21 protein-coding genes and 1 pseudogene are annotated in these 19,826 nt (G+C 59.4%); 11 read left to right on the top strand and 11 right to left on the bottom strand.

Annotation, left to right across the window (positions count from 1 at the left end):
• The first annotated feature begins 126 nt into the window (after positions 1-126).
• Together ACSQ36_RS45545 and ACSQ36_RS45550 are read left to right on the top strand one after the other, a co-directional pair.
• Positions 127-810, top strand: a complete 684-nt coding sequence (locus tag ACSQ36_RS45545; protein WP_436187382.1) for a dienelactone hydrolase family protein — start codon at positions 127-129, stop codon at positions 808-810.
• Positions 811-1,161: 351 nt separating this feature from the next.
• Positions 1,162-1,446 (top strand): hypothetical protein, encoded by a 285-nt coding sequence (locus tag ACSQ36_RS45550; protein WP_436187383.1) that lies wholly within the window; start codon positions 1,162-1,164, stop codon positions 1,444-1,446.
• 464 nt (positions 1,447-1,910) lie between these two features.
• Here ACSQ36_RS45550 and ACSQ36_RS45555 read toward each other — a convergent pair whose 3' ends face one another.
• Entirely contained in the window at positions 1,911-2,735 is an 825-nt protein-coding gene (locus ACSQ36_RS45555) for a helix-turn-helix transcriptional regulator (protein ID WP_436187384.1), read from the bottom strand.
• Positions 2,736-2,835: 100 nt separating this feature from the next.
• Here ACSQ36_RS45555 and ACSQ36_RS45560 point away from each other — a divergent pair, with 100 nt between their 5' ends.
• On the top strand, positions 2,836-3,717 hold the full coding sequence (locus ACSQ36_RS45560) for an SDR family oxidoreductase (RefSeq protein WP_436187385.1): 882 nt from the start codon (positions 2,836-2,838) through the stop codon (positions 3,715-3,717).
• 313 nt (positions 3,718-4,030) lie between these two features.
• Here ACSQ36_RS45560 and ACSQ36_RS45565 read toward each other — a convergent pair whose 3' ends face one another.
• The 3 genes from ACSQ36_RS45565 to ACSQ36_RS45575 form a co-directional block, all read right to left on the bottom strand.
• Positions 4,031-4,654 carry an NAD(P)-dependent oxidoreductase gene (locus ACSQ36_RS45565; RefSeq protein ID WP_436187386.1) on the bottom strand — a complete coding sequence of 208 codons (624 nt, stop codon included), beginning with the start codon at positions 4,652-4,654 and terminating at the stop codon, positions 4,031-4,033.
• 348 nt (positions 4,655-5,002) lie between these two features.
• Positions 5,003-5,134 (bottom strand): hypothetical protein, encoded by a 132-nt coding sequence (locus ACSQ36_RS45570; protein WP_436187387.1) that lies wholly within the window; start codon positions 5,132-5,134, stop codon positions 5,003-5,005.
• Between the two features lie 31 nt (positions 5,135-5,165).
• The gene (locus ACSQ36_RS45575) at positions 5,166-5,930 is read right to left on the bottom strand and encodes an SDR family NAD(P)-dependent oxidoreductase (protein ID WP_436187388.1); all 765 of its coding nucleotides are present in this window, start codon (positions 5,928-5,930) and stop codon (positions 5,166-5,168) included.
• Between the two features lie 273 nt (positions 5,931-6,203).
• Here ACSQ36_RS45575 and ACSQ36_RS45580 point away from each other — a divergent pair, with 273 nt between their 5' ends.
• Positions 6,204-6,665: a MarR family winged helix-turn-helix transcriptional regulator gene (locus ACSQ36_RS45580; protein ID WP_436187389.1), complete on the top strand. Its 462-nt coding sequence runs from the start codon at positions 6,204-6,206 to the stop codon at positions 6,663-6,665.
• A 503-nt stretch (positions 6,666-7,168) separates the two neighbouring features.
• On the opposite strand, the gene ACSQ36_RS45585 is transcribed toward ACSQ36_RS45580, so the two are convergent.
• The 6 genes from ACSQ36_RS45585 to ACSQ36_RS45610 form a co-directional block, all read right to left on the bottom strand.
• Complete coding sequence (locus tag ACSQ36_RS45585) at positions 7,169-8,716, bottom strand: alpha/beta hydrolase family protein (protein ID WP_436187390.1); 1,548 nt, start codon at positions 8,714-8,716, stop codon at positions 7,169-7,171.
• A gap of 133 nt (positions 8,717-8,849) precedes the next feature.
• Positions 8,850-9,941, bottom strand: coding sequence for a porin (locus ACSQ36_RS45590; RefSeq protein ID WP_436187391.1), 1,092 nt, complete (start codon positions 9,939-9,941; stop codon positions 8,850-8,852).
• A 241-nt stretch (positions 9,942-10,182) separates the two neighbouring features.
• Positions 10,183-10,359, bottom strand: coding sequence for a hypothetical protein (locus tag ACSQ36_RS45595; protein ID WP_436187392.1), 177 nt, complete (start codon positions 10,357-10,359; stop codon positions 10,183-10,185).
• A gap of 145 nt (positions 10,360-10,504) precedes the next feature.
• The gene (locus tag ACSQ36_RS45600; RefSeq protein WP_436187393.1) at positions 10,505-10,645 is read right to left on the bottom strand and encodes a hypothetical protein; all 141 of its coding nucleotides are present in this window, start codon (positions 10,643-10,645) and stop codon (positions 10,505-10,507) included.
• Positions 10,646-10,737: 92 nt separating this feature from the next.
• The gene (locus ACSQ36_RS45605) at positions 10,738-11,559 is read right to left on the bottom strand and encodes an SDR family oxidoreductase (RefSeq protein ID WP_436187394.1); all 822 of its coding nucleotides are present in this window, start codon (positions 11,557-11,559) and stop codon (positions 10,738-10,740) included.
• Positions 11,556-13,217: a long-chain-fatty-acid--CoA ligase gene (locus tag ACSQ36_RS45610; protein ID WP_436187395.1), complete on the bottom strand. Its 1,662-nt coding sequence runs from the start codon at positions 13,215-13,217 to the stop codon at positions 11,556-11,558. The genes ACSQ36_RS45605 and ACSQ36_RS45610 overlap by 4 nt, the downstream gene beginning before the upstream one ends.
• Before the next feature lie 354 nt (positions 13,218-13,571).
• Here ACSQ36_RS45610 and ACSQ36_RS45615 point away from each other — a divergent pair, with 354 nt between their 5' ends.
• The 7 genes and pseudogenes from ACSQ36_RS45615 (at position 13,572) to ACSQ36_RS45645 (ending at position 19,123) form a co-directional block, all read left to right on the top strand.
• On the top strand, positions 13,572-14,168 hold the full coding sequence (locus tag ACSQ36_RS45615; RefSeq protein ID WP_436187396.1) for a TetR/AcrR family transcriptional regulator: 597 nt from the start codon (positions 13,572-13,574) through the stop codon (positions 14,166-14,168).
• Positions 14,169-15,126: 958 nt separating this feature from the next.
• Positions 15,127-16,152 carry a hypothetical protein gene (locus ACSQ36_RS45620; protein ID WP_436187397.1) on the top strand — a complete coding sequence of 342 codons (1,026 nt, stop codon included), beginning with the start codon at positions 15,127-15,129 and terminating at the stop codon, positions 16,150-16,152.
• A gap of 68 nt (positions 16,153-16,220) precedes the next feature.
• Positions 16,221-17,156, top strand: a complete 936-nt coding sequence (locus ACSQ36_RS45625; protein ID WP_436187398.1) for an oxidoreductase — start codon at positions 16,221-16,223, stop codon at positions 17,154-17,156.
• Entirely contained in the window at positions 17,140-17,748 is a 609-nt protein-coding gene (locus ACSQ36_RS45630; RefSeq protein ID WP_436187404.1) for a TetR/AcrR family transcriptional regulator, read from the top strand. Before ACSQ36_RS45625 ends, ACSQ36_RS45630 begins: the two co-directional genes overlap by 17 nt.
• A complete protein-coding gene (locus ACSQ36_RS45635) occupies positions 17,745-18,377 on the top strand; it encodes an NAD(P)-dependent oxidoreductase (protein WP_436187399.1) in 633 nt (210 codons plus the stop codon). The genes ACSQ36_RS45630 and ACSQ36_RS45635 overlap by 4 nt, the downstream gene beginning before the upstream one ends.
• A gap of 122 nt (positions 18,378-18,499) precedes the next feature.
• Positions 18,500-18,628, top strand: a pseudogene (locus ACSQ36_RS45640) (LysR family transcriptional regulator); the annotation flags it as partial.
• A 93-nt stretch (positions 18,629-18,721) separates the two neighbouring features.
• Positions 18,722-19,123: an MAPEG family protein gene (locus ACSQ36_RS45645; RefSeq protein ID WP_436187400.1), complete on the top strand. Its 402-nt coding sequence runs from the start codon at positions 18,722-18,724 to the stop codon at positions 19,121-19,123.
• A 124-nt stretch (positions 19,124-19,247) separates the two neighbouring features.
• On the opposite strand, the gene ACSQ36_RS45650 is transcribed toward ACSQ36_RS45645, so the two are convergent.
• Positions 19,248-19,826, bottom strand: a 579-nt coding sequence (locus ACSQ36_RS45650; protein WP_436187401.1) for a LysR substrate-binding domain-containing protein, incomplete at its 5' end; no start/stop codon positions are given.

Raw genomic sequence — 19,826 nt, forward strand, 5'->3', positions numbered from 1 at the left:
CATTTGACCCGGCGCCAACTGATCCCACCGTTGTCGCAGATACGCACCATTGGAGGTGCCCTGCGTTCCCACAACAAGACGTTCGCTAGATGAATATGTGTTGAACCCCAAAAACGAGGAGTTCCCATGACCGAGACGATCAAGATCAGGAGTACCGCGGCAGATGGATTCGAATTCGCCGCGCTGCACGCGCAGCCCAAAGGACGTCGGCGCGGCGGCGTCATCGTCGTGCAGGAGATTTTTGGCCTCGATCAATATATCCTGGCTGACGTCGAGCGCTGGGCGGCGCTGGGATTCGAGGCGCTGGCGCCCTCTATGTTTGATCGTGCGGCGCCGGGCTTCGTCGGCGGACACAACGCCGAGGGTATGGCCGCTGGCTACGCTGCGAGAGAGAAAACCGATCCCCAAGTTGCTCTGGCCGACGTCGCCGCCTGCATCGCTTTTCTGGCGCCGCGCGGGCCGGTGTTCATCGTCGGTTATTGCTATGGAGGCACCGTGGCCTGGCACGCCTCGACGCAGCTTGAGGGCTTGGCGGCTGCCTCCAGCTATTACGGAGGCGGTGTCATTGATCTGGCCGATCTCAGCTTGAAAAATCCGGTGATCTGCCACTTCGGCCGTAAGGACACCTATATCCCCGCCGACAAGGTCCAGGCCAAGCTTACCGCCGCTCATCCCATCACCCCCGTCTATATTTATGAAAACTCGGGTCACGGTTTTAACATTGAAGGGCGGTCGGACGCCGATCCCGCCGACGCTAAGCTCGCCCGAGAGCGCACGTTGGCCCTGTTCGTCGAACACGGCGCGGCCTGATCGATGATTCGGGGTTGTAGGCTTTTGCCGATCAATGCGGCAAAGTCTTTCTGTTGCGAAGCTACCGTGCGCCCCGCATGTCGCGCCTATGAATCGATCGGCCGATCTGCTCGATGCGGTGTTCAAAGCCGACCTTGGGGGCACAACACGAAAGTGCGCTTTGCGTACGCTTGGTGCGAACGGATGCCGAACGACCGGCTTTGCGCGGTAGCTGCCGTTGGCCGTCAAACGCTGGTCTGCCGGCGGGCCAGCGGTGCTCCCTCCGTGGTTGCTGCCTCCAGCATAGTGCCGACAGCTCCACTTCTGAGGGCGATCGTACCGCTGGTGGCTACACTGCTGGGGAACAGCGTCTTGCGGCAGTTCGCCATTCGTCGCCTTGCCGCAATCAACGTTCAAGCCAGCTATACCTTGGACGCGCAGGTTTCCTGGACCCATGCCGGCATCGAATGTGCGTCGGGAGAGCGGCGAGACGGATGGCTCCGCACCGATGATGCGATGGTCTTCACCGCGTACGTCCGTGCGGAGGTGGCCATGCGGCTGGCGCGTGGCGAGGGCCAGCCGGGCGCCTGTCCGGCGCATTGTTCGGCCCTGAACTCTGCCGAGGCGTGCGGCGCTGAACTTATCCTGAGCCCGTGAGGCTGGACGGCTTGCCGCCGCGAGGTTCGCCACGCCCGGCGACTTACATTCCTTCAAGTTTTTCGCGCGCACCAGATCGGCTAGGAACGGGCGTCCATTGCGCTTGCACTTGGCGAGTTTCGACTCCGATCTCTTTTCCGAAAGGAGAGATGTTCGTGTCCGCGACCAAGATTCTCTGGGGTCAGGTCATCACCGTCTTTGCGATCGTCCTGTTGACGATCTGGACCGCGACGAAGTGGGCCGCCTAGCGTCTCGGCTTAGCGGGACCACACCACAAATCCTTCGACGGCGGTCGAATTTTTACCAGTCTAATCCGCCGTTCGGCTTGTGCCCTGGTAAGCCTGTAAGCGGCCGTCGTCATCATCTCTTGTCGACGACAGGGTTCGTGGCCTCGCTAGAGCGGCGGATCGAAATAACCCTGATAGATGCCTTAAGTCAGCGCTGCTGCGCGGCAAGTGGCGCCCCTATCCGGCGTGAGCAGCGGCGAGCGCCCTGATCCGGGCAGCGTCGTCGACCGAGACGGGCGTGAAGATCAACATGGCGAGGTCCGTCCGGCCGTCGACCCCAAATGTTGAAAACTCCAGCGCGATCTCGCCGAGTTCAGGGTGACGCAAGCGCCGCACTTCCTCGCAGGTGCTTTTGACCGTGCTCTCGTGCCACATTGTTGCGAAGTCGGGGCTCTTCGCGCACAACTCGTCCACCAGCGGCTGTACGGTGGCAGCCGCGCCGGCGCGGGCGGCGTCGCCGCGGAACACGCCGACAACGAAGCGTGCGACGCCCTCCCAGTTGAAATTGAACGTGCGCGCCCCGGGATCGAGGAAGATCTGGCGGAGTACGTTGCGTTCTGCCGATGGCCGCGCGCCATAGTCGGTGAACACGGCAGCGGCCGCCCGATTCCAGGCGACCACGTCCCAGGTCGCGGTGCGGATCATCGCGGGGCAGGCATCCAGCGCCTCAAGCACATACTGCAGACGCGGGGTCACCCCGCCCGGCGGCTGATAGCGGACCTCTGGCGGTCGGCCGAGCGCAAGCAGGTACAGGTGCTCTCGCTCCACCGCGGTCAGCATCAAGGCCTCAGCCAGCCGATCAAGTGCGTGGGCGGAGGGCGGCCCGCCGCGCCCTTGCTCCAGCCAGCTGTACCAGGTCGCGCTGATTCCCGCGCGCTGCGCCAATTCCTCGCGCCGAAGCCCGGGTGTGCGCCGCCGGCCACCGACATAGCCAAGAGCCGCCGGATCAAGTCGCGCGCGCCGTTCGCGTAGATAAGCGCCGAGCGAACCGTTGGCGGGCATAAGTGGGAATCCTATTATATTTTATACCTGGATAATCTCTTAACTTTACACCACTTATTCGACCTCCGACAATGCCAGCCAATAATCAGGAGGTTTTGCGATGCGCATTTTTGTAACGGGTGCCACCGGTTGGGTGGGCAGCGTGGTGGTGGACGAATTACTGGGCGCCGGGCACCAAGTGCTTGGCCTGTCGCGCTCGGAGGAGAAGGCGGTCCGGCTTGCCGCGAAGGGCGCGGAAGTGCTGCGCTGCACGCTCGACGACCTCGACCGGCTTGCCGAGGCGGCCGGCAACGCCGACGCGGTGATCCATCTCGCTTTCAATCACGACTTCTCGAAGTACGCTGAGAACAGCGAGCAGGATCGGCGCGCGATCGAGGCGATGGGCGAGGCGCTGCTCGGGACGGATAAGCCGATCCTCGTCACCACAGGGTTGGCGTCGCTCGCCCCCGGCCGGGTCGCGACGGAGGAGGACATGCCGCCACTCTCCAATCCCAACTATCCCCGGAAGAGCGAGGCGGCAGCGTCGGCACTCGCCGAGCGTGGCGTTCGGGTCGGTGCGGTTCGGCTCGCCACCACGGTGCACGGGATCGGCGACCTCGCTTTAATGTCGTTCCTGGCGAAGCTCGCGCGCGAGAAGGGCGTGTCAGCCTATATCGGCGACGGCGCCAACCGCTGGCCCGCGGTGCACGTGTCGGACGCGGGGCGGCTCTATCGCTTGGCGCTGGAAGCGCGGGCGCCGGCGCGCGCTTACCATGCATGCGCAGAGGAGGGGGTCGCCTTCCGCGCAATCGCCGAGGCGATCGGACGCGCGCTCGACCTGCCCGTCGAATCGCGCCCGCGCGAGCATTTCAGCTGGCTCGCCAGTTTCGTCGGGGCCGACGCACCCGTGTCTAGCGCCCGCACGCGCGAGCTTACCGGCTGGAAGCCTACTGGGCCGACCCTGCTCGCCGACCTCGCGCAGCCGGGCTATTTTGGCCAATGACGGGGACGAACGTGGCGGTCACACCGCTTCATTCCGAGGCCTTCTCCCGCGGTGCGCGCATGCTGCGCACCGCACTCGGCCCGCCATCGCCGCCTTCCTCGAAGACCCGTCGATCGTCGGGGTGGTCCAGAGGATAGCGGCCGGACGAGACCCTGTCCGCACCCGATGGCGAGCGGATCGTGCGCCTGGTAGCGCACCATGTCGGCAGCCGAGGCTGCCGACATGGAAGTCCGTCAGATCCGTAAGGACCGGATGGTGTCGGTGTCGTCGACATAAGCTACACACCCCTCTGCGACCATGGTGCGACGCTCCGTCACGAGTTGGCGATCGTCACCGCGCCGCCGACGTGTTCGTCGCTCGTCAGCTGATCAACGCAGAATTGCGCCACGTCTGCCCGGGTGATCTTGTGGGCAGTGTCGTGTCCCTGAAAGACCTTTACGTTTCCAGTGGCGTCGTCGTCGGTGAGCATCGCGGGACGGACGATGACGAAGGCAATGTCGCTCGCGCGGACGACCGCTTCCGTCGCAGCCTTGTCTTGGGTCGAGCCGCGCAGCCACGTCGGCACAATCACGTGCTCTACGAACCAGCCCACCTGGTCGGCCGAGTCGCCGACGCCGAACGAGCTGATGACGATGATGCGTTTCGCACCGTTCGCCTTCATCGCTGCGACGACCGCGCCGGCGACGCTGCGCTCCAGCGCCGTCTTGCGGTAGGGCGTCTTCCCGCCGATCGTGTCGATCACGGCATCCTGCCCGGCCATCGCTTTGTCCAGGCTCGCTTGATCGGTCGCATCTCCCGCGACGACGCGAACGTTCGCGGGCGCGCCATACGTCGCTGCATCGCGAACGAACGCGGTCACAACGTGCCCGGCCGCCACGGCCCGCTTGACGACTATCGCCCCTGTCTTGCCGGCCGCACCAATGATAAGAACATTCATATCGATTTTCTCCTTGGGGACAGAGCTGCGACAACGCAGCTCGTTAACGCGTCTGTTCAAGGTCCTGGATCAGTTCGGGACAGGTAGGTTCGCACCTGAGCCATTATCGGGTGCGAGCACTGGACGCTGGCGTATCGCGGCCGGAAAATACGGACAGTGGTCCGAAATGAGGGGCGGCTGCCTCGATCGATATCGAGTCCACAGGCAGCTTCAGAGTTCGGCTGATGGTTTCCGCGATGTCTTCGTAGGGATGCCCTCTTCGGCGACCGCGTGGTAGCGCGCGCCGCGCTGACCCATTTTCAGCGCCAATACGTAAAGGCGAGCGACGTCTGCAATGTGGGCGGCTGGTCATCGTTGGGAGCCATCGCCGATGTAACCTTCCGCAACAGCCTTGTCCGCGCGTTCGGCAGTATAGGCGCCGTTCGCGACCATTTGTTCGCGAGACCAGGTTTCATTCGGAATGGCGACGTTGAAGAGCATTAGACCGGAGCCGACATCGACGCGGAGCGGTTCAATACTCCCCCCCGTCGACCGCAAGCGTGCTGCCCGTGACATAAGACGCGTCCTCGGAAACAAGGAATGCGACAGCGCCAGCGATCTCCTCCGGTCGAGCCATACGCTGCAGAGCCGACGAGGCCTTCATTAGGACATCGAACGGCACCCCTTCTAAGGCTGGACGGACGTAGAGCTTGCCCGTCTCCTTTGCCATGTCCGTTTCTGTGCCTCCCGGCGCTACAGCGTTGATGTTGATCCCGCGCAATCCAAGTTCCGGTGCGAGGTTGAGAACCATCGCGGAAACCGCGGCTTTGCTTGCGGCGTAGAGCGTATGATGGAAGACCGAATGGCGAGCGCTGATCGACGAGGTCAGCACGATGCGGCCACCTGACGTCATGTGAGGGACTGCGGCCTGGGTGACGAAGAGTTGTCCGGCAACATTGAGTGAAAATACGCGCGAGAAGTCCTCCTCGCTGATTTCTTCTAATTTTCCGAAGTGATCAATCCCGGCGTTACTCACCAGGATGTCTATGCGACCGCACGTCTGTATTACGTGATCTATAAGCGCTAGCCGCTCCGCCGCTTTGCTCACGTCCGCCCGAAATGCGGTGGCATTGAGTCCTTGCTCGCTCAGTTCCGAGACGAGAGCGTCAGCAGCCAGAGAGCTATGAGCGTAATTGACTATAACCGTCGCGCCCTCTCTTGCGAGTCGAGTAGCGACAGCCTTACCAATGCCTTTGCTTGCCCCAGTAACGACTGCGATCTTCTGGTCGAAACGCATATCCAAATCTCCTGTATGTCCGCCGGCTGGCGAACCTGAAGAGTGGCCTTCCCCGAGCCCGGATGTTCACATCATGGGCTTTCTCCTACAGGGTGCCCCCGAACTTCTCAGGGACCAGATCGGCCTGTTCGGCGCTCGTCCGGATCAGGTCACGAGGACCACAGCGTGGTTGATATCCATGGAGATGGTTCTCTACATGGTGCAATGAGGTGTAAGCTATCATAAGATAGCTATCTTATGATAGCTATTACTCAATAGGGGAATAACGTTCTCGTGAACGACGACACTGCCGACCTTTCCGATCTCGCGGAGCTGATCCTCGCGGTCGGGCGACTGATCCAGCTACCGGGCGATCAGTCGATTGGAACATGCACGCCCATCGAGAGCAGCGTCTTGCGGTTTATCAGTCGCAACCCCGGCGCCTCCGCGCGCGCGGCGGCTGAGGCCACGCTTCTTACCTCCAGCAACTTCAGCAGGGTCCTGCGCGGCCTCGAGGAAAGGGGGCTGGTAAGTCGCGAGGCTCACACGAACGATGCTCGGCGGGTAAGCCTCTATCCGACGGACCTTGCACGCGAGAGCCGCCGACGGCTCGGCGAGGAATGGCATCGGTTATTGCAAGGAATCGAGGACGACCCTGCCAATATCTACGAACTCACGGCGACGTTGCGCCGCATCGAAAGCGAGCTTGTCTCGCGTCGGCGGCGAGAGGGCGCCAGACGGCTTGCTCAAGAATAGTCGCTGCGCGTCAGCTCATCGTTCCTACGAGCGCGACAGCGTCGAATGTCTCTTTTTTTTCGATGCGGCGTCCGTGGGATGCCGGCGTTGAAGCAGATGGGGTCCAGGCTGCCGACGACAGCATAGGCGTCGTTAATGAGCTTCGCGGCGGCTCCGGGGTCGGCCAGGTCGATGATGATCGTGTGCGTCCGAAAAAATGCCCTTGCGCAACGCTTCACTTGCTTCGAAACGTGAACAAACGATGGCTTTCGGGTGAAGCGCCGTGTGATCTGAATGGTCGATCCTAGTCACCAACTGCCCGGCAGAAAACCCACGTGAGGCGCTATCGTGAATCCGTTTCCAAATAATGCCCAAGGGCCATGAAGAGCAGCGCGGTATGTTTGTCCATCCCACTTATGCCGTCACGCTGCGCGCGAGCTGTTGGGCATTCTGGAAGCGTCGATGTGGGTACGCGAGAAGAGTTGCAACAGAGCGTCTGTTGCCTTCTACTGAGATGGCCTCTGTTAGTTCCCTTGATGAGTGAAGAAGGTGGCGGCGGCGGAGCCGCACGCCTCGGCCGCCAGCGTGGTGTGATAGGTCTCTATCACCGCGGTGCTCCCACCGCTGGCCACTGCTGCGGCCTCAGCGCCCATGAAAATCTGCCGCGCCGTGTCGAAACCGTCCCCGTCGGGCGCGGAGTCGACGTCGAGTTCCGTTACGAGCGAACCAAGGCCAGCCCATTGCTGCTTCATTAAACCGGTATTGAGGCTGAAGAACACGGTCGGGTCATTATGGCCTCCGCACAATAGTACGGGCGAGGTCGGCGTCCAGCCGCGCAGGTCGTTTTTCTTGAACGCGATGCGTAACGGGTTCTGCGGAGAAGCGGACGGCTCCCCGGTCGTGAGCGCCGGCACCACGCCGTCCGGGTTAGAGAACGCGTCGAGCAGGTAGCTGAGACGAAAACTGTTCAGGATCAGGTTGTTCGGGCCGAAGCCAAGAGCGAACAGGGCATCGGTGGCGCCGGTTCCCGTCGGCGGCGAGATTGCGTCCAGCGTTGGCTGCAGTGCGGCCGGCCCAACTGGTGGCGTGCTGCTGAATAGGGCGGTAGCCGGTAGCTTTCCGCTTGGGAAGATTGTCGTGTCGTTATATGGCCCCGGCAGTAGCGTTTCGATTCCACTTGCGTAGGCGCTTTCGTAGACATCCGCAGGTGACGAGTAGATGTTGCCGTACGCCTTCTGATAGCTCGTGAGTATCAGGGGGATAATCTCGGTACTCCCTATGTTCACCTCGCCGTAAAATATGGCGTCTCCGAATGATGCCGGCACGTAAGGGCCGGACAGAAACGCGGAGGCAGTGACCGGTATGCCAGCCGCCTGCATGGCGCGAGCGGTGGCCATTGCCGCGTAGGCGCCTGCTGAATAGCCGGTTACAAATAGCTTGCCGCTCGCCTTGGTGGGCGAAGTAAGCTGCGGCAACGCGGTCTTGGCAGCGCTCAGCGCATCGATCATGTCTTTCGACTGCTGGTCGGCGTTCAAGTACGGATGGTAGTTAAGCGTCGAACTGTCGTAACCTGCGTAATTGGGCGCGACAACGACATAGCCCTGCGCAGCGTACAAGGTCGCAAGATAGAGCGAATCGCTGTAGGCCTGATTAGTGGGATCGGTACTGGCGAGATTATAGCTTCGGGCAACGCTTGTGCCATGCGCGTATTCGACGACCGGGCGCGTCCCGGTGCAATTCGGCCCACTGCCGGTGGGCACCATCAACACTCCAGAGGCGGTCGTAGCTTCCCTGGCGCCGCCCACGGTGGCGTACTGTATGTAGTTGACATCGACGCCACACGCGAGCGTGCCGCCCGCCATTCGTAGCAGGGTTTGGCCATACTGGCTCGATTGCAGAGTCGCAGTGAGGGCCGAAGCTGTCAGTGACGCAGTGCGCGGTGGAGGGCTATTTAGCAACGAGCCCTCGGCGGTTGGCGTAGAGGGAGTAACGTGGACGTCGCCCCCACAGGCCGAAAGGATCAGTGTCACCGCCAATGCGGCCCATGTGATGTGCTGGAATTTTATCGACATAAGTTGCCTCGTTTTTCCATTGACTCGTCATCTCCCACGCAGTCGTGAGCAATCAAAATCGCTATCGTCGCGATATGAGATGAATTCGCCATACAGATGTTGTCGTACGTTGTTTCCGCCATGCCGGCCATCTTTAAAACGAATGACGGATACCTACGTTGACTCCAGTTGTCGAACCCGGTCCTTCGTGCAACGCGTCGTTGATGGACAAGCCTGTATCCATCGCGCCGCGATTGTTGACGAAGGCAATCTGCCCATAAAGTGCCGTCTGCTTGGAAAGGTAGTACTGCGCACCAGTCGCTGCCATGATCGAATGATTCGCGGTGTTGTTGCCGTCACTGGTGTACCAGACGCCGGCGTCGACTTTTATTGCAGGCGTAATGAGATAGCTGAAGCCGCCGTCGTAAATACGGCTATCAAACGAGCCCGCGACCTTATAATTGACGAAGGATGCCTTGAGCGTCATCTGGCCGAACTGATATATCGCACCGATCGTTCGACCCGTAAACGCGATAGCACTCGGGACGGGAATCGTGGCGGCTGTTCCGCCCGCATTACCACTATAAAGTGCCGCGTCGATCACCAGCCCGTCGAACTTGTACTTCAGCCGGGCGCTGTATTGTCGCCCTGCCTGGAAGTCACCCGCTTGACCACCGAGGGCCATCATGACGCTGCCTTGGAAACCCGCGAGAACCGGACTCGTATAAGAGATCGCGTTCGGATTGAACAGGCCAGTTGTCAGAACACTACCGATGTAGATTGCAGCACCACTGCCGAAGTACGATGCGTCGCGCGCGTCAGTGTTGATGAGCGACAGAGCGAACGGCGAGTATTGCAGCCCTGCCTGCACCGTACCGAAATCGCCAGTGACACCGACCCACGCCTGACGGCCGAAGAAGTTGCCATTAGAATTATTAAAGCCGCCGTTGGCCGTGCTGATGCCACTCTCCAGATCGAAAATTGCCTTTACACCCCCCCCAAGGTCCTCGGCTCCCCTGATGCCGAATCGCGATGCAGATGAACCGCTGTCGAGCAAGGAGAACTGATGTCCAGCGTTTCCGCCCGTCGCAGGATTTAAGGACTTGCTGGTGTATAACAGACCTGCATCAACGACCCCATAGAGCGTGACGCTACTTTGCGCTTGCGCGAGACCTTCCTGGCCACCCAGAAGTATGGCAACGATCGCACACCGCCTAAGTGATTTGTTATCCGAAATAATTTTCATCTTGATTGTCTCCTTTTCGCCATTTGGTATTTGGCGCTTTTATAACAGGCTGGCTATTGAATCTACTGGACAACACGACGTTTTATATTCGTCTTCGCATTCGCGGATGACTGGACAGGATCTCCGCAATGTCCACTACAGACCTGACGCCTTCCTAGCATCTAAGCCCGCGTGAGAACAATCTGCGCGCGAGGCATTGCAAATTCGCAATTGGCGTTCACAAATGGCCATACGAGCAGATTCAGCGTGATCGCGCCGGCGCGGTGACGTCTCCAGCTTCCAATCCCGTGTTGCAGATAAACAGCAAATCATGCGACAGGCGATCGACATCCACGCCGGTCATGTCTGGATCCATATCGAAGACGGATTCCGCAATGCTTGCGCAGACCCAAATCACATACCAATCGCTGTCGATCACGCCGAGGTCATTGGTGTGTAAGTGGAGAGGTTGACGGCGAGCACTTTAAGTCCGCAAGTATCGAAATCGCCCAGCACGTTGTAATCCGGCGCCGACTGACCGCGTCCGTGGCGTCCAGCCACACAGACGATGCAACCTTCGTTCTTTAGTGCTCGGGCGACATGCCGATAGTCATCCTGCGGACGACCCGCACCACGCCTCGAACGGCCAACGCCCCTGCCAGTGGAATGCTTCGACGATGGCGGCCTGCCGCATCGATCCAGAGATAAGATTTGATCGTTGTCATGTCGTCTCCTCATGAATTGTCGTTATGCGGAGCGATCTCGCCCTGAGTTCACGTGATTCGCAAACGTCCGCGGATGTTCGGCGAAATACGCTTCATGCCGCCCGGAGCGAATCGACCAGCATGTCGCCAAATAGCAGCGATCCGAGGTTTGATTGCCCACCGTCGATCGCGATCACCGTTCCATTGATGTAGCTGGCAGCGCCACTGCAAAGGAACAGCGCCAGGTCCGCGATTTCGTCGCGCTCCGCCGCACGACGCATCGGAATCCCGGCGAGCAGGCGCGCCCAACTCGCCTCGCCGTCGGGCGCGAGACGTTTCATTCCTTCGGTATCGGTGACCGGCCCCGGCGCGATCGCATTGCAACGCACGCCGCGGCTAGCCCATTCGATCGACAGCGTGCGGATCAGCATGTCGATCCCTGCCTTCGCTGCACACACATGTGCTTGCGCCGCCGTCGGCAATACTGACTGCACTGCGGAAATGGCCAGCAGATTCGCACGCCCCGGGGTCAACAACGGCAGCGCCGTGCGAAACGTATTGAAGGTTCCGATTAGATCAATATCGATCACCGTACGAAAACCGTTGCTGGACATCGTCGCCGCCTCGGCAACAAAGTTTCCCGCAGCGCCGGCAATGCAGATATCGACGGGTCCGAACCGTGCCTGCGCGTCATGAAAGGCGACGGCTAGTTCGTCCACATGACGCACATCGGCCGCGAAGCCCCCGGCCTTGCCGCCAAGCTCACGGATCGCCGCTGCGGCCGCTTCGCATTTCTCCACGTTACGGCCGACGATCGAGATGCTCGCGCCCTGCACAGCGAAACGCTCCGCAATCCGCTTGTTGATGCCACTACCCGCTCCCGTGATGACGGCATGTTGACCGTCCAGCAAATTCGCTCTGAATACCGAGCTCATGAATGACTCTCCATGCAAGAAGAAACTTGATCGAACCGGATGTGAGCAAATTGCTCGCGCAGACGCGACTTGAGCAGCTTGCCAGTGGCACCGTGCGGCAAGTTGTCGACGAACTCGATCGCGTCGGGCAACCACCATCGAGCGACGCGTTCGCCTAGCCAAGACGACAATTCGGTCGCCGACACCTGCTGTCCGGGTCGAAGCACACAGATCATCAGAGGACGCTCGATCCATTTTTGATGAGGCCGTCCAATCACGGCGACCTCCTGAATCGCGGGGTGTCCCATCGCGGTATTCTCGAGCTCGATCGAGCTGATCCATTCACCTCCGGATTTGATGACGTCCTTAGTTCGATCAACGATCGCCATGTACCCTTCCGAATCGATCGTTGCCACGTCGCCGGTATCGAACCAGCCGTCATCACGTTCGCCGTCCAGACCGCCCGCATAAGTGCCGACCACCCACGGCCCTCTTACCAACAGCCGCCCCGGCGTCAAGCCATCTCGAGGTGCCGGCTCGCCGCTCTCTGTCTCGATGCGCATCTCGATACCGAACGGCTCGCGTCCCTGCTTCGTCTGCAGTCGATGTCGAGCGTCTGCATCAAGCGCGTCGTGTACCGGCTTGAACTGATTGATCGCGCCGACGGGGCTGGCTTCGGTCATTCCCCAAGCGTGAATGACACGGACCCGGTGGACGCTCTCGAATTCGCGAATCGTCGCCTCGCTGGCAGCGGAGCCCCCAATGACGATCCGCTCCAATGATCCAAACGCAGCGCCGCTGGAGCGCAGATGATCGAGGACGCCGAGCCAGATGGTCGGGACACCCGCAGCGATCGTGACGCGCTCTGCCTCGCAAAGGTCGTACAGACTCTGCGCGTCGAGCGCAGGCCCCGGCAACACGAGCTTCGCGCCGACCATTGGTGCCGCATAGGGTAACCCCCATGCGTTGACGTGGAACATCGGGACGACCGGCATGACGGTGTCCCGTGCAGACAAGCCGAGCGAATCGGGCAGGGCGGCCGCGTACGCATGCAGTACGGTCGAGCGATTCGAATAGCACACGCCTTTCGGGTCGCCGGTCGTGCCTGATGTATAGCATTGGCCGCAAATCTGGCTTTCTTCAAAGTTTGGCCATTCCAGGTCATCGGCCAGCTCGCCAGCTATTAGGTTCTCGTGGAAAAGCAATCCAGTGATCTTTGCGGCCGCGTCACGTCCCATAGTGCTTTCTTGATCTCCCATCAGCACCCAATGCCGCACGCCTGGCAGTTGCGGACGCAACTCTTCCACCAGCGGCAAAAACGTCGCGTCAAAAAACAAGATCTCGTCCGCTGCATGTCGGGCGATCCACGTTAGCTGTTCGGTAAGCAAGCGGGGATTCAGCGTGTGGCAGACTGCGCCGAGTCCAGCACATGCGTAATAGAGCTCCAGATGCCGATAGCCATTCCAGGCGATGGTTCCAACCCTGGCATCCTTGCCGACGCCTAGACGATCCAGCGCCCGTGCAAGCTGGCACACGCGCCGATACGCGTCGGCATAGGTGTAGCGCTGGATATCGCCCTCAACCCGACGGCTGACAACTTCCACCCGCGGGTGATTGCGGTTCGCGTGACGTAACAGATCGATCACACGTAGCGGCACTTTCATCATGGTTCCAGTCATGTCCCCTCGTTTATATGGAAGTTTCTACGGAACATCATATTGGGTCGGCCCACTGCCACGCCATTCGGATTCGCTGAATTTCCTGGAGCCTTATGCGGATTGCCTCTCGGCTGGTTTTCCAGGGGTGCTTCGGAACTGCTCGGGTATCGGCGAGTCATCCCGCGCAATCCACACATATCCGCATTTGGTGAGACTAGAATCGATATCCAGGACGGACTGCTGTCAACAGCGACGATATGCGGTCACGGGTAAAACATGATTAAACAATAGGAGACAGTCGTGACGTTCGGCAAAAATGGGCGCGTAACTTCACAAATAGCGATCAGGCGTCGGCCTCGGCAGAGTCGCTCTGTCATGACTGTCGACGCTATACTCGAAGCCGCTAAGACGTTGTTTGCGCGAGATGGGTTCGAAGTGACCAGCACCACACGCATTGCCGATGCGGCCGGTGTCAGTATCGGCACGCTCTATGAGTATTTCACTAGCAAAGAAGCGTTGGTCGCGAAGCTGATCAAGTGCCATTGTGAGCATCTGATGGACTTGTACGGCAAGGCATTCCAGGTAGTTGAGGGCAAGGGAATCGATGCCCTCGTTGATGTGTTGGTGGACACATCGGCAAATGCATATGCAGAAAATGTAGCTCTACAACGCGTTCTGCTCGAGCAGATGGGCAGGGTCAGCCGGCTGCGCCACCTGAAGCGGGTATCACTTGCATTAACGGATCTCATCGAGCAGGCATTGAACGTCTGCGGCGAACCTGTCACTCGTCCCAACATCCATCTGGCGGCATTTGTGCTCGAATCGACCGTTGAGGCACTGATCCACCGGTCCATCACTTACACTGTGGAATTATTCGGATACGAGTTGCGGCGCGAACTGAAGATCATGCTCGCCCTGTACTTGCGCGCGCCCGTTCCCGATTCAGCCATTAGTGCGGCACGCAAGTCGTGACGGAGGCGAGCAAGGTGAGCGCTCATGCTCGGCAGCATATAGCGCTTACCTTGCTTGGCTCCATGATTGCGCGTGCTTTGTGATTTCGGCCGCGAGATGTCATGACTGACACACTCCCTCCTGCTTTGTGGAACCCTATTTCACCTCCTATCGAAGCCAATGCGTAAGCCCGTCAAGGCGGCCGTTGTAGACTTGTGTCAAGAACCGACATCAAAGTGATTGGTACCAATTTCGAAGTAACGGACATTCCTGTGCCAGAGTCGGAAGAGCAGCCGGGTAACTGACGCTGCGCGCCGCTGAGATGACGTCGTAGAACTGGCCAAGCATGAGACGGCGCGCCTCGTGTATTGCCGTCTCTGGATCAAGGACCACCTTCAACAGATATGTCGCGTTCTCCAATCACACGCTTCTCGATCCAGCCTTAAATTGCTCCGCGGCTTCTCTGAATCGAAGTATGGCCGCGGGGTGCGTATTTCCCCGTCCTGGCCCGATTCATTCAAGAACAACCATTTCAGAGCGACCGCGATCATAAGGATGCAAAACGCGCGCTGGAGTCCTTGGCCTGCCTTGTCCAGAATCCACTTTGTAGCGAAGACCCGGAATCGGCAATCGCATTATTCGTGCGACCAGCACTACTGCTTACTTGAAGAACGCAGGCACGCTCGAACACGCGCTGACCATGGCGAGCCGTTCCTCGCTCGACAAAGTGGAGCGGATTTCCATTTAACGCGTCTTGGGAGTTCGGGAGCCGCCGTGAACCAGGGATCGAATGAGGACCGTCTACTACCTGCAATTGCACCGGTGGTGTACGAGCTTGACAATATATGCCAAAGATGTAAAGTTCGTATAAGCACTTCTGAGGCGAAAGCAAGTTATGACCGGACGCACCATATACAGCGCGGCAGTGGCACTAGTCGCCCTATTCGTAGCGTCTTGTAGTGGGGCTTCGCGTGAGCCCTTGCACCTGCGTACCTCCGCTTCGGATTACCGCAGCCTCGGGCTTACTCCCGGCAAGGTACAGCGGTGGGAAGATGGTCGCCGAACCGCTCCGGACGAGAAGAGCTTCGAATGGTGGTACTTCGATGCTCTGATGGAAGATGGGACGGCCGTGGTTGTAGTTTTCTCTGATAACTTCGCAGAGGATCACAAGCGAGGGGTAAGCCTGGAGCTGACGACCCCCGATGGTAAGCACCGGACATTGAACACAAAGTTTGATGAGCCGGGGGTCTTTGCAAAAGATCACACCTTCGTTCAAATTGGCGAGAACAGGTTCGAAGGCGATCTCGACACTTACTCAATCAAAGTATCAGCCGATAACCCACAGCATCTTGGCGTCGATCTTGTCCTGAAACGCCGTTTTCCGTCGTTCCGCGCTGCGACAGGTCAACTCAACTCGGGCCCAGCTTACTTTGCATGGCTGAACGCCGTGCCGAGCGGCACGGTGACCGGCACACTCACGATCGGCGGGAAGGCGACGGCCGCGAGCGGCGAGGGCTACCACGATCATAATTGGGGAAATGTTCCGCCGTCCGATCTGCTCGACAAGTGGTGGTGGGGACGAGCGTCGGTCGGTCAGCATCGGATCGTAACGTATGAGATCCACGGCAAGAAAAGTGTCGGGGGCACGAATATCGGGCTGTACTACGTTGGAACCGAAGACGGGATCGAGGTCAACGCGGTCGGCGATCAGGTCGCCGTGTTAGAGGGGCCGCTCGTCAAGCATCCTGACGCTAAGCATGAACGGCCGATTCCGGCGTCGATAAGCTACGCCGCGAATGGCACGACATCAAACTTCTCGATATCAGGGCCGATGCTACTGTCGGTCGATCTTTTGGCCGAACAGCCTTGGTCGGCGAAGCTGGTCGCCAGCGTATTCGGGATAAAACCTCGTTACACGCGCTTTCAAAGCCCTGTTTCGCTGTCGGTGGCTGGAAGGCCAATCGAGAACGGAACCGGAATCCTCGAATATTACGAACTGCAATAGGCGCGGGCTTGTCGCTTGCCCACGTTCTGCAGACCGTCAATGCGCGTAATTCTCAGAAGGAGCTTCCTATGGTCTGGGCTTTAGACCGCATCCCTGATCTCGCTGGACGAGTCGCGCTGGTGACGGGCGCCAACTCTGGCATCGGCTTTGAAACCGCGCGTGTTCTTGCTCGACATAGGGCCGAGACGGTTTTGGCGTGCCGCGATCTGGATAAGGCCGCCACGGCTGTCGCGCGTATCCGAGCCGAAATTCCGGATGCCAAACTCCACTCTTTGTCGCTTGACCTTGCCGATCTCGACGCCGTGACCATAGGCGCTGCCACCTACGCACGGACGTTCACCCGGCTCGACATTCTCATCTGCAACGCAGGCGTTATGGTGCCGCCTTATGGCCAGACGAAGCAGGGCTTCGAATTGCAGTTCGGAACGAATCACCTCGGTCACTTCGCCCTCATCGGCCGACTCATCCCGACACTGATTGCTTCCGGTTCGGCCCGCGTCGTCGTGGTCTCGAGCCTTGCCGCGCATTTCGGCCATATCGACTTCGATGATCTGCAATGGCAGCGCCGACGCTATGCGAAGTGGCCCGCATACGGGCAGAGCAAGCTGGCCAACCTCGTTTTTGCGCTTGAGCTTGCCCGGCGCTTGGCAGCGGCGGAGTCCACCGTTTCGGCATTTGCAGCGCATCCTGGCGGGGCCAGGACCGACTTGCAGCGCAATCTTGGTTGGCTCCGCGGCCTGTCACGCAATCCGCTGCTCGCTGGGAGTGCATTACAAGGTGCTCAACCCTCCCTGAGAGCCGCCACAGATTCGAGCGCGCACAACGGTTCTTATTGGGGGCCGTCTGGCTGCATGGAACTGCGTGGATCTCCAGCGGAGCTGCGAATTCCCGCGCGGGCTCTGAATCCTGCCACTGCCGAGCGTCTCTGGAGTGTCAGCGAAGCGTTGTCGGGAGTGTCTATCCCCTTGCCAACCGGGCTTGAAAGAGGTGCAGCCAATGCATGAGACGAGCGAGGCAGCGTGGCCGCCACGACAGGCAGCGATTTTGGCGGCGGCCGTGAAGGTTTTCTTCCAGTTCGGATACCGGAAGACCTCGATGGAGGATGTCGCGGCCGCTGCGCAAGTATCTCGGCAGACGCTCTATCTCCAGTTCCGCGACAAGGAGCGGTTATTTCGTGCGGCCTTGGAATATGTGACAGAGCAGATGTTGGTTTCGATCAGACGTCTTGTCTCCAATCAAAACGGCACTGTGGAGCAAACACTGTTGGGCGTATTCGAGGTTCTTTGCGGAGATTCGCTCGCCCTTTCGTCCCAGATCAACATTGCGGAGTTGCTGGTGATCGCGCGATCACAGGAGGAAAGCATCGTTTCCCGCTTCGAGGCAGATGTGCTCTCAGTCATTGCCGATACCCTGACGCAGGCCGGCACGGCCGCTCGATGGAAGCGGCATGGAATCGGCGCGCAGGAACTGGCGATGCATCTTCTCGACACTTCGGCTGGCGTCAAGTCGGCGACCGAAGACCTGTCTGACTACAAGCGACGGATGGCGCTCGCGATCCGAATCATCGTGACGGGCGCAAACGAGGTGATGAAATGAAGATAGCGGTTGTGGGAGCTACGGGAGCTACTGGACGCAGAGTGGTAAAGCATGCACTTGCACAAGGACACTTCGTAACGGCCGTTGCTCGCTCTCCGGAGCGACTGTCGACTGCCGACCGGCTGTCCCTCGCCCGAGGAGATGTCCTTTCCGCAGGGGGCCTGACAGGTGCTTTTGACGGCGTGGAGGCCGTCATCAGCTGCATCGGACCAGAAAAGAACCTCTCGCCAGGAACGCTCATGTCAGTCGGTGTCGCCAACATTCTCACCGAATGCAAACATGCGAATGTCCGACGATTCGTAATGCAAAGTGGTATCGGCTTGAGCGATGGGCGCGAGCTCTCATGGCCCAACCGCCTTGTCGTCCGCTTATCGAGCCGGATATTCAATGCTGCAATCATTGACAAGGCGGTCGCCGAGCGGATGACGCAGAAAACAGACATGGAGTGGGTCATCGTTCGCCCGGTCGTATTGGCAGATAAGCCGGCGAAGGGACGCTATACGGCAGGTCAGTCAGCACGGGTCGCGCCACTTATCCCGCTTTCCTTTGATGACTGTGCCGACTGCCTGCTTCGAGCAGCTACAGATGAACCAAATTGGATCGGGAAAATTGTGAACGTGGGTTCCTGACACCGGAATGAGTCTGTCAGTTGTGGGTTCGCCACACGCCAGACTGATGCACAAGTTCACCAATGAGTCGAAGGAAGAATCGTCAGTCGGTTCTTTAATTGTCGCCAGTGGAGATCGCTTCAATGGAACATCGCCATCTGCGCTGCCGCGTCGCCGTTGCCGAAGAAGTCCATTTCGCCCGAGCGGCGGAGATACTTCATATCGATCAATCGCCGTTGTCTCGCGCCATCAAGGAGTTGGAAGAAGATCTGACCTAATTGGAACATTCGAATTGACCCAGCAGCGATCGCTCAAGACTGACTCTTACGGCTGCGCTTCCCAACATATTCACAGGAGTTATTTCAATGCCCATCGAAATCCGCTTGCTGACCTGGACCGTCGTGCTTGCGATCTTCCAGATAGCTGCTGCGACTATCGCAAAGCGCACGCAGGATACCTTGGCTTGGGGAATGGGTCCTCGCGACACGCCACCTCCAACCTACACAGGCATACCGGGACGAATCGAACGCGCGGCTAAGAACTTGCAGGAAACCATGCCACTATTCGCGATTCTGGTCATCGTAGCTCACCTCATAGGAGCAGATGGAAAGCTGACTCGCTGGGGCGTGGAACTCTATTTTTGGGCCAGAGTGGTTTATATTCCCACGTACATCGCCAGCATCCCGCATACCCGTTCACTGGTCTACACGGTGTCCATTGTGGGGATAGCATTAGTTCTCGCCGCGGACCTTGCCGCGTTGATGTGAGTAAATCGGCTCGGGCTTGCGTCGGCTCGAATCACGGTAAGCTCCCGCGCGGAGGAGGTCACACAGTTGAGTTGTCCTGTCCCCCATGACATGCGGGTCAAACGATTGAGGATCTCACTTTGTGCTATCCCGATGCTGCCGTGTCAATAGCCAAACCGTTTGGAAGGACGCCTGGCGGAGCCCGTTCCATGCGCATCCCCTCCGCCATCGAGTCTTGCACGATTGCAATCAGCCAGTCTCCAAACAAACGCACTCGTGGCGGAACGTTGCGGCGATGGGGGTACAGCAAATTGATAGGCAAGGGCTCGGGTGGGTAGCGGGTCATGACTTCTACCAACAGTCCGGATTCAAGGTCCGCAAATGTCGACACCCGCGGTATCTGAGCAATCCCGAAACCTGCCCGGCAGGCTGCGCTGTAGGCGACACTGTTGTTGACGGTGACACAGTGGCGCATCGGCACGGAGACCGTGGCACGGCCATCCCAATACTCGAACCCGGCCGGCGGATCGGACGGATTAGGCTGGTAATTTACCAGCCAGTGTCCGGACAGGTCCGACACACTCTCCGGCTTACCGCGCATCTCGACGTATCGACGACTGGCAACATTCATTAAAGGCAGCCGTCCCAATGGCCGGCAAGCCAGTGACTCGTCTACCACGCTTCCCGCACGCACCACACAGTCAAAGCCATCAGCAACCACATC

Source organism: Caballeronia sp. LjRoot34, from assembly GCF_964253815.1.
In the GTDB taxonomy this organism is placed as follows: domain Bacteria; phylum Pseudomonadota; class Gammaproteobacteria; order Burkholderiales; family Burkholderiaceae; genus Caballeronia.

Coding starts and splice junctions, on each gene's coding strand:
- ACSQ36_RS45545 (WP_436187382.1), top strand. CDS start 127: ATGACCGAGACGATCAAGATCAGGAGTACCGCGGCAGATGGATTCGAA.
- ACSQ36_RS45555 (WP_436187384.1), bottom strand. CDS start 2,735: ATGCCCGCCAACGGTTCGCTCGGCGCTTATCTACGCGAACGGCGCGCG.
- ACSQ36_RS45560 (WP_436187385.1), top strand. CDS start 2,836: ATGCGCATTTTTGTAACGGGTGCCACCGGTTGGGTGGGCAGCGTGGTG.
- ACSQ36_RS45565 (WP_436187386.1), bottom strand. CDS start 4,654: ATGAATGTTCTTATCATTGGTGCGGCCGGCAAGACAGGGGCGATAGTC.
- ACSQ36_RS45570 (WP_436187387.1), bottom strand. CDS start 5,134: ATGCTCTTCAACGTCGCCATTCCGAATGAAACCTGGTCTCGCGAACAA.
- ACSQ36_RS45575 (WP_436187388.1), bottom strand. CDS start 5,930: ATGCGTTTCGACCAGAAGATCGCAGTCGTTACTGGGGCAAGCAAAGGC.
- ACSQ36_RS45585 (WP_436187390.1), bottom strand. CDS start 8,716: ATGTCGATAAAATTCCAGCACATCACATGGGCCGCATTGGCGGTGACA.
- ACSQ36_RS45590 (WP_436187391.1), bottom strand. CDS start 9,941: ATGAAAATTATTTCGGATAACAAATCACTTAGGCGGTGTGCGATCGTT.
- ACSQ36_RS45600 (WP_436187393.1), bottom strand. CDS start 10,645: ATGACAACGATCAAATCTTATCTCTGGATCGATGCGGCAGGCCGCCAT.
- ACSQ36_RS45605 (WP_436187394.1), bottom strand. CDS start 11,559: ATGAGCTCGGTATTCAGAGCGAATTTGCTGGACGGTCAACATGCCGTC.
- ACSQ36_RS45610 (WP_436187395.1), bottom strand. CDS start 13,217: ATGACTGGAACCATGATGAAAGTGCCGCTACGTGTGATCGATCTGTTA.
- ACSQ36_RS45615 (WP_436187396.1), top strand. CDS start 13,572: ATGACTGTCGACGCTATACTCGAAGCCGCTAAGACGTTGTTTGCGCGA.
- ACSQ36_RS45625 (WP_436187398.1), top strand. CDS start 16,221: ATGGTCTGGGCTTTAGACCGCATCCCTGATCTCGCTGGACGAGTCGCG.
- ACSQ36_RS45635 (WP_436187399.1), top strand. CDS start 17,745: ATGAAGATAGCGGTTGTGGGAGCTACGGGAGCTACTGGACGCAGAGTG.
- ACSQ36_RS45645 (WP_436187400.1), top strand. CDS start 18,722: ATGCCCATCGAAATCCGCTTGCTGACCTGGACCGTCGTGCTTGCGATC.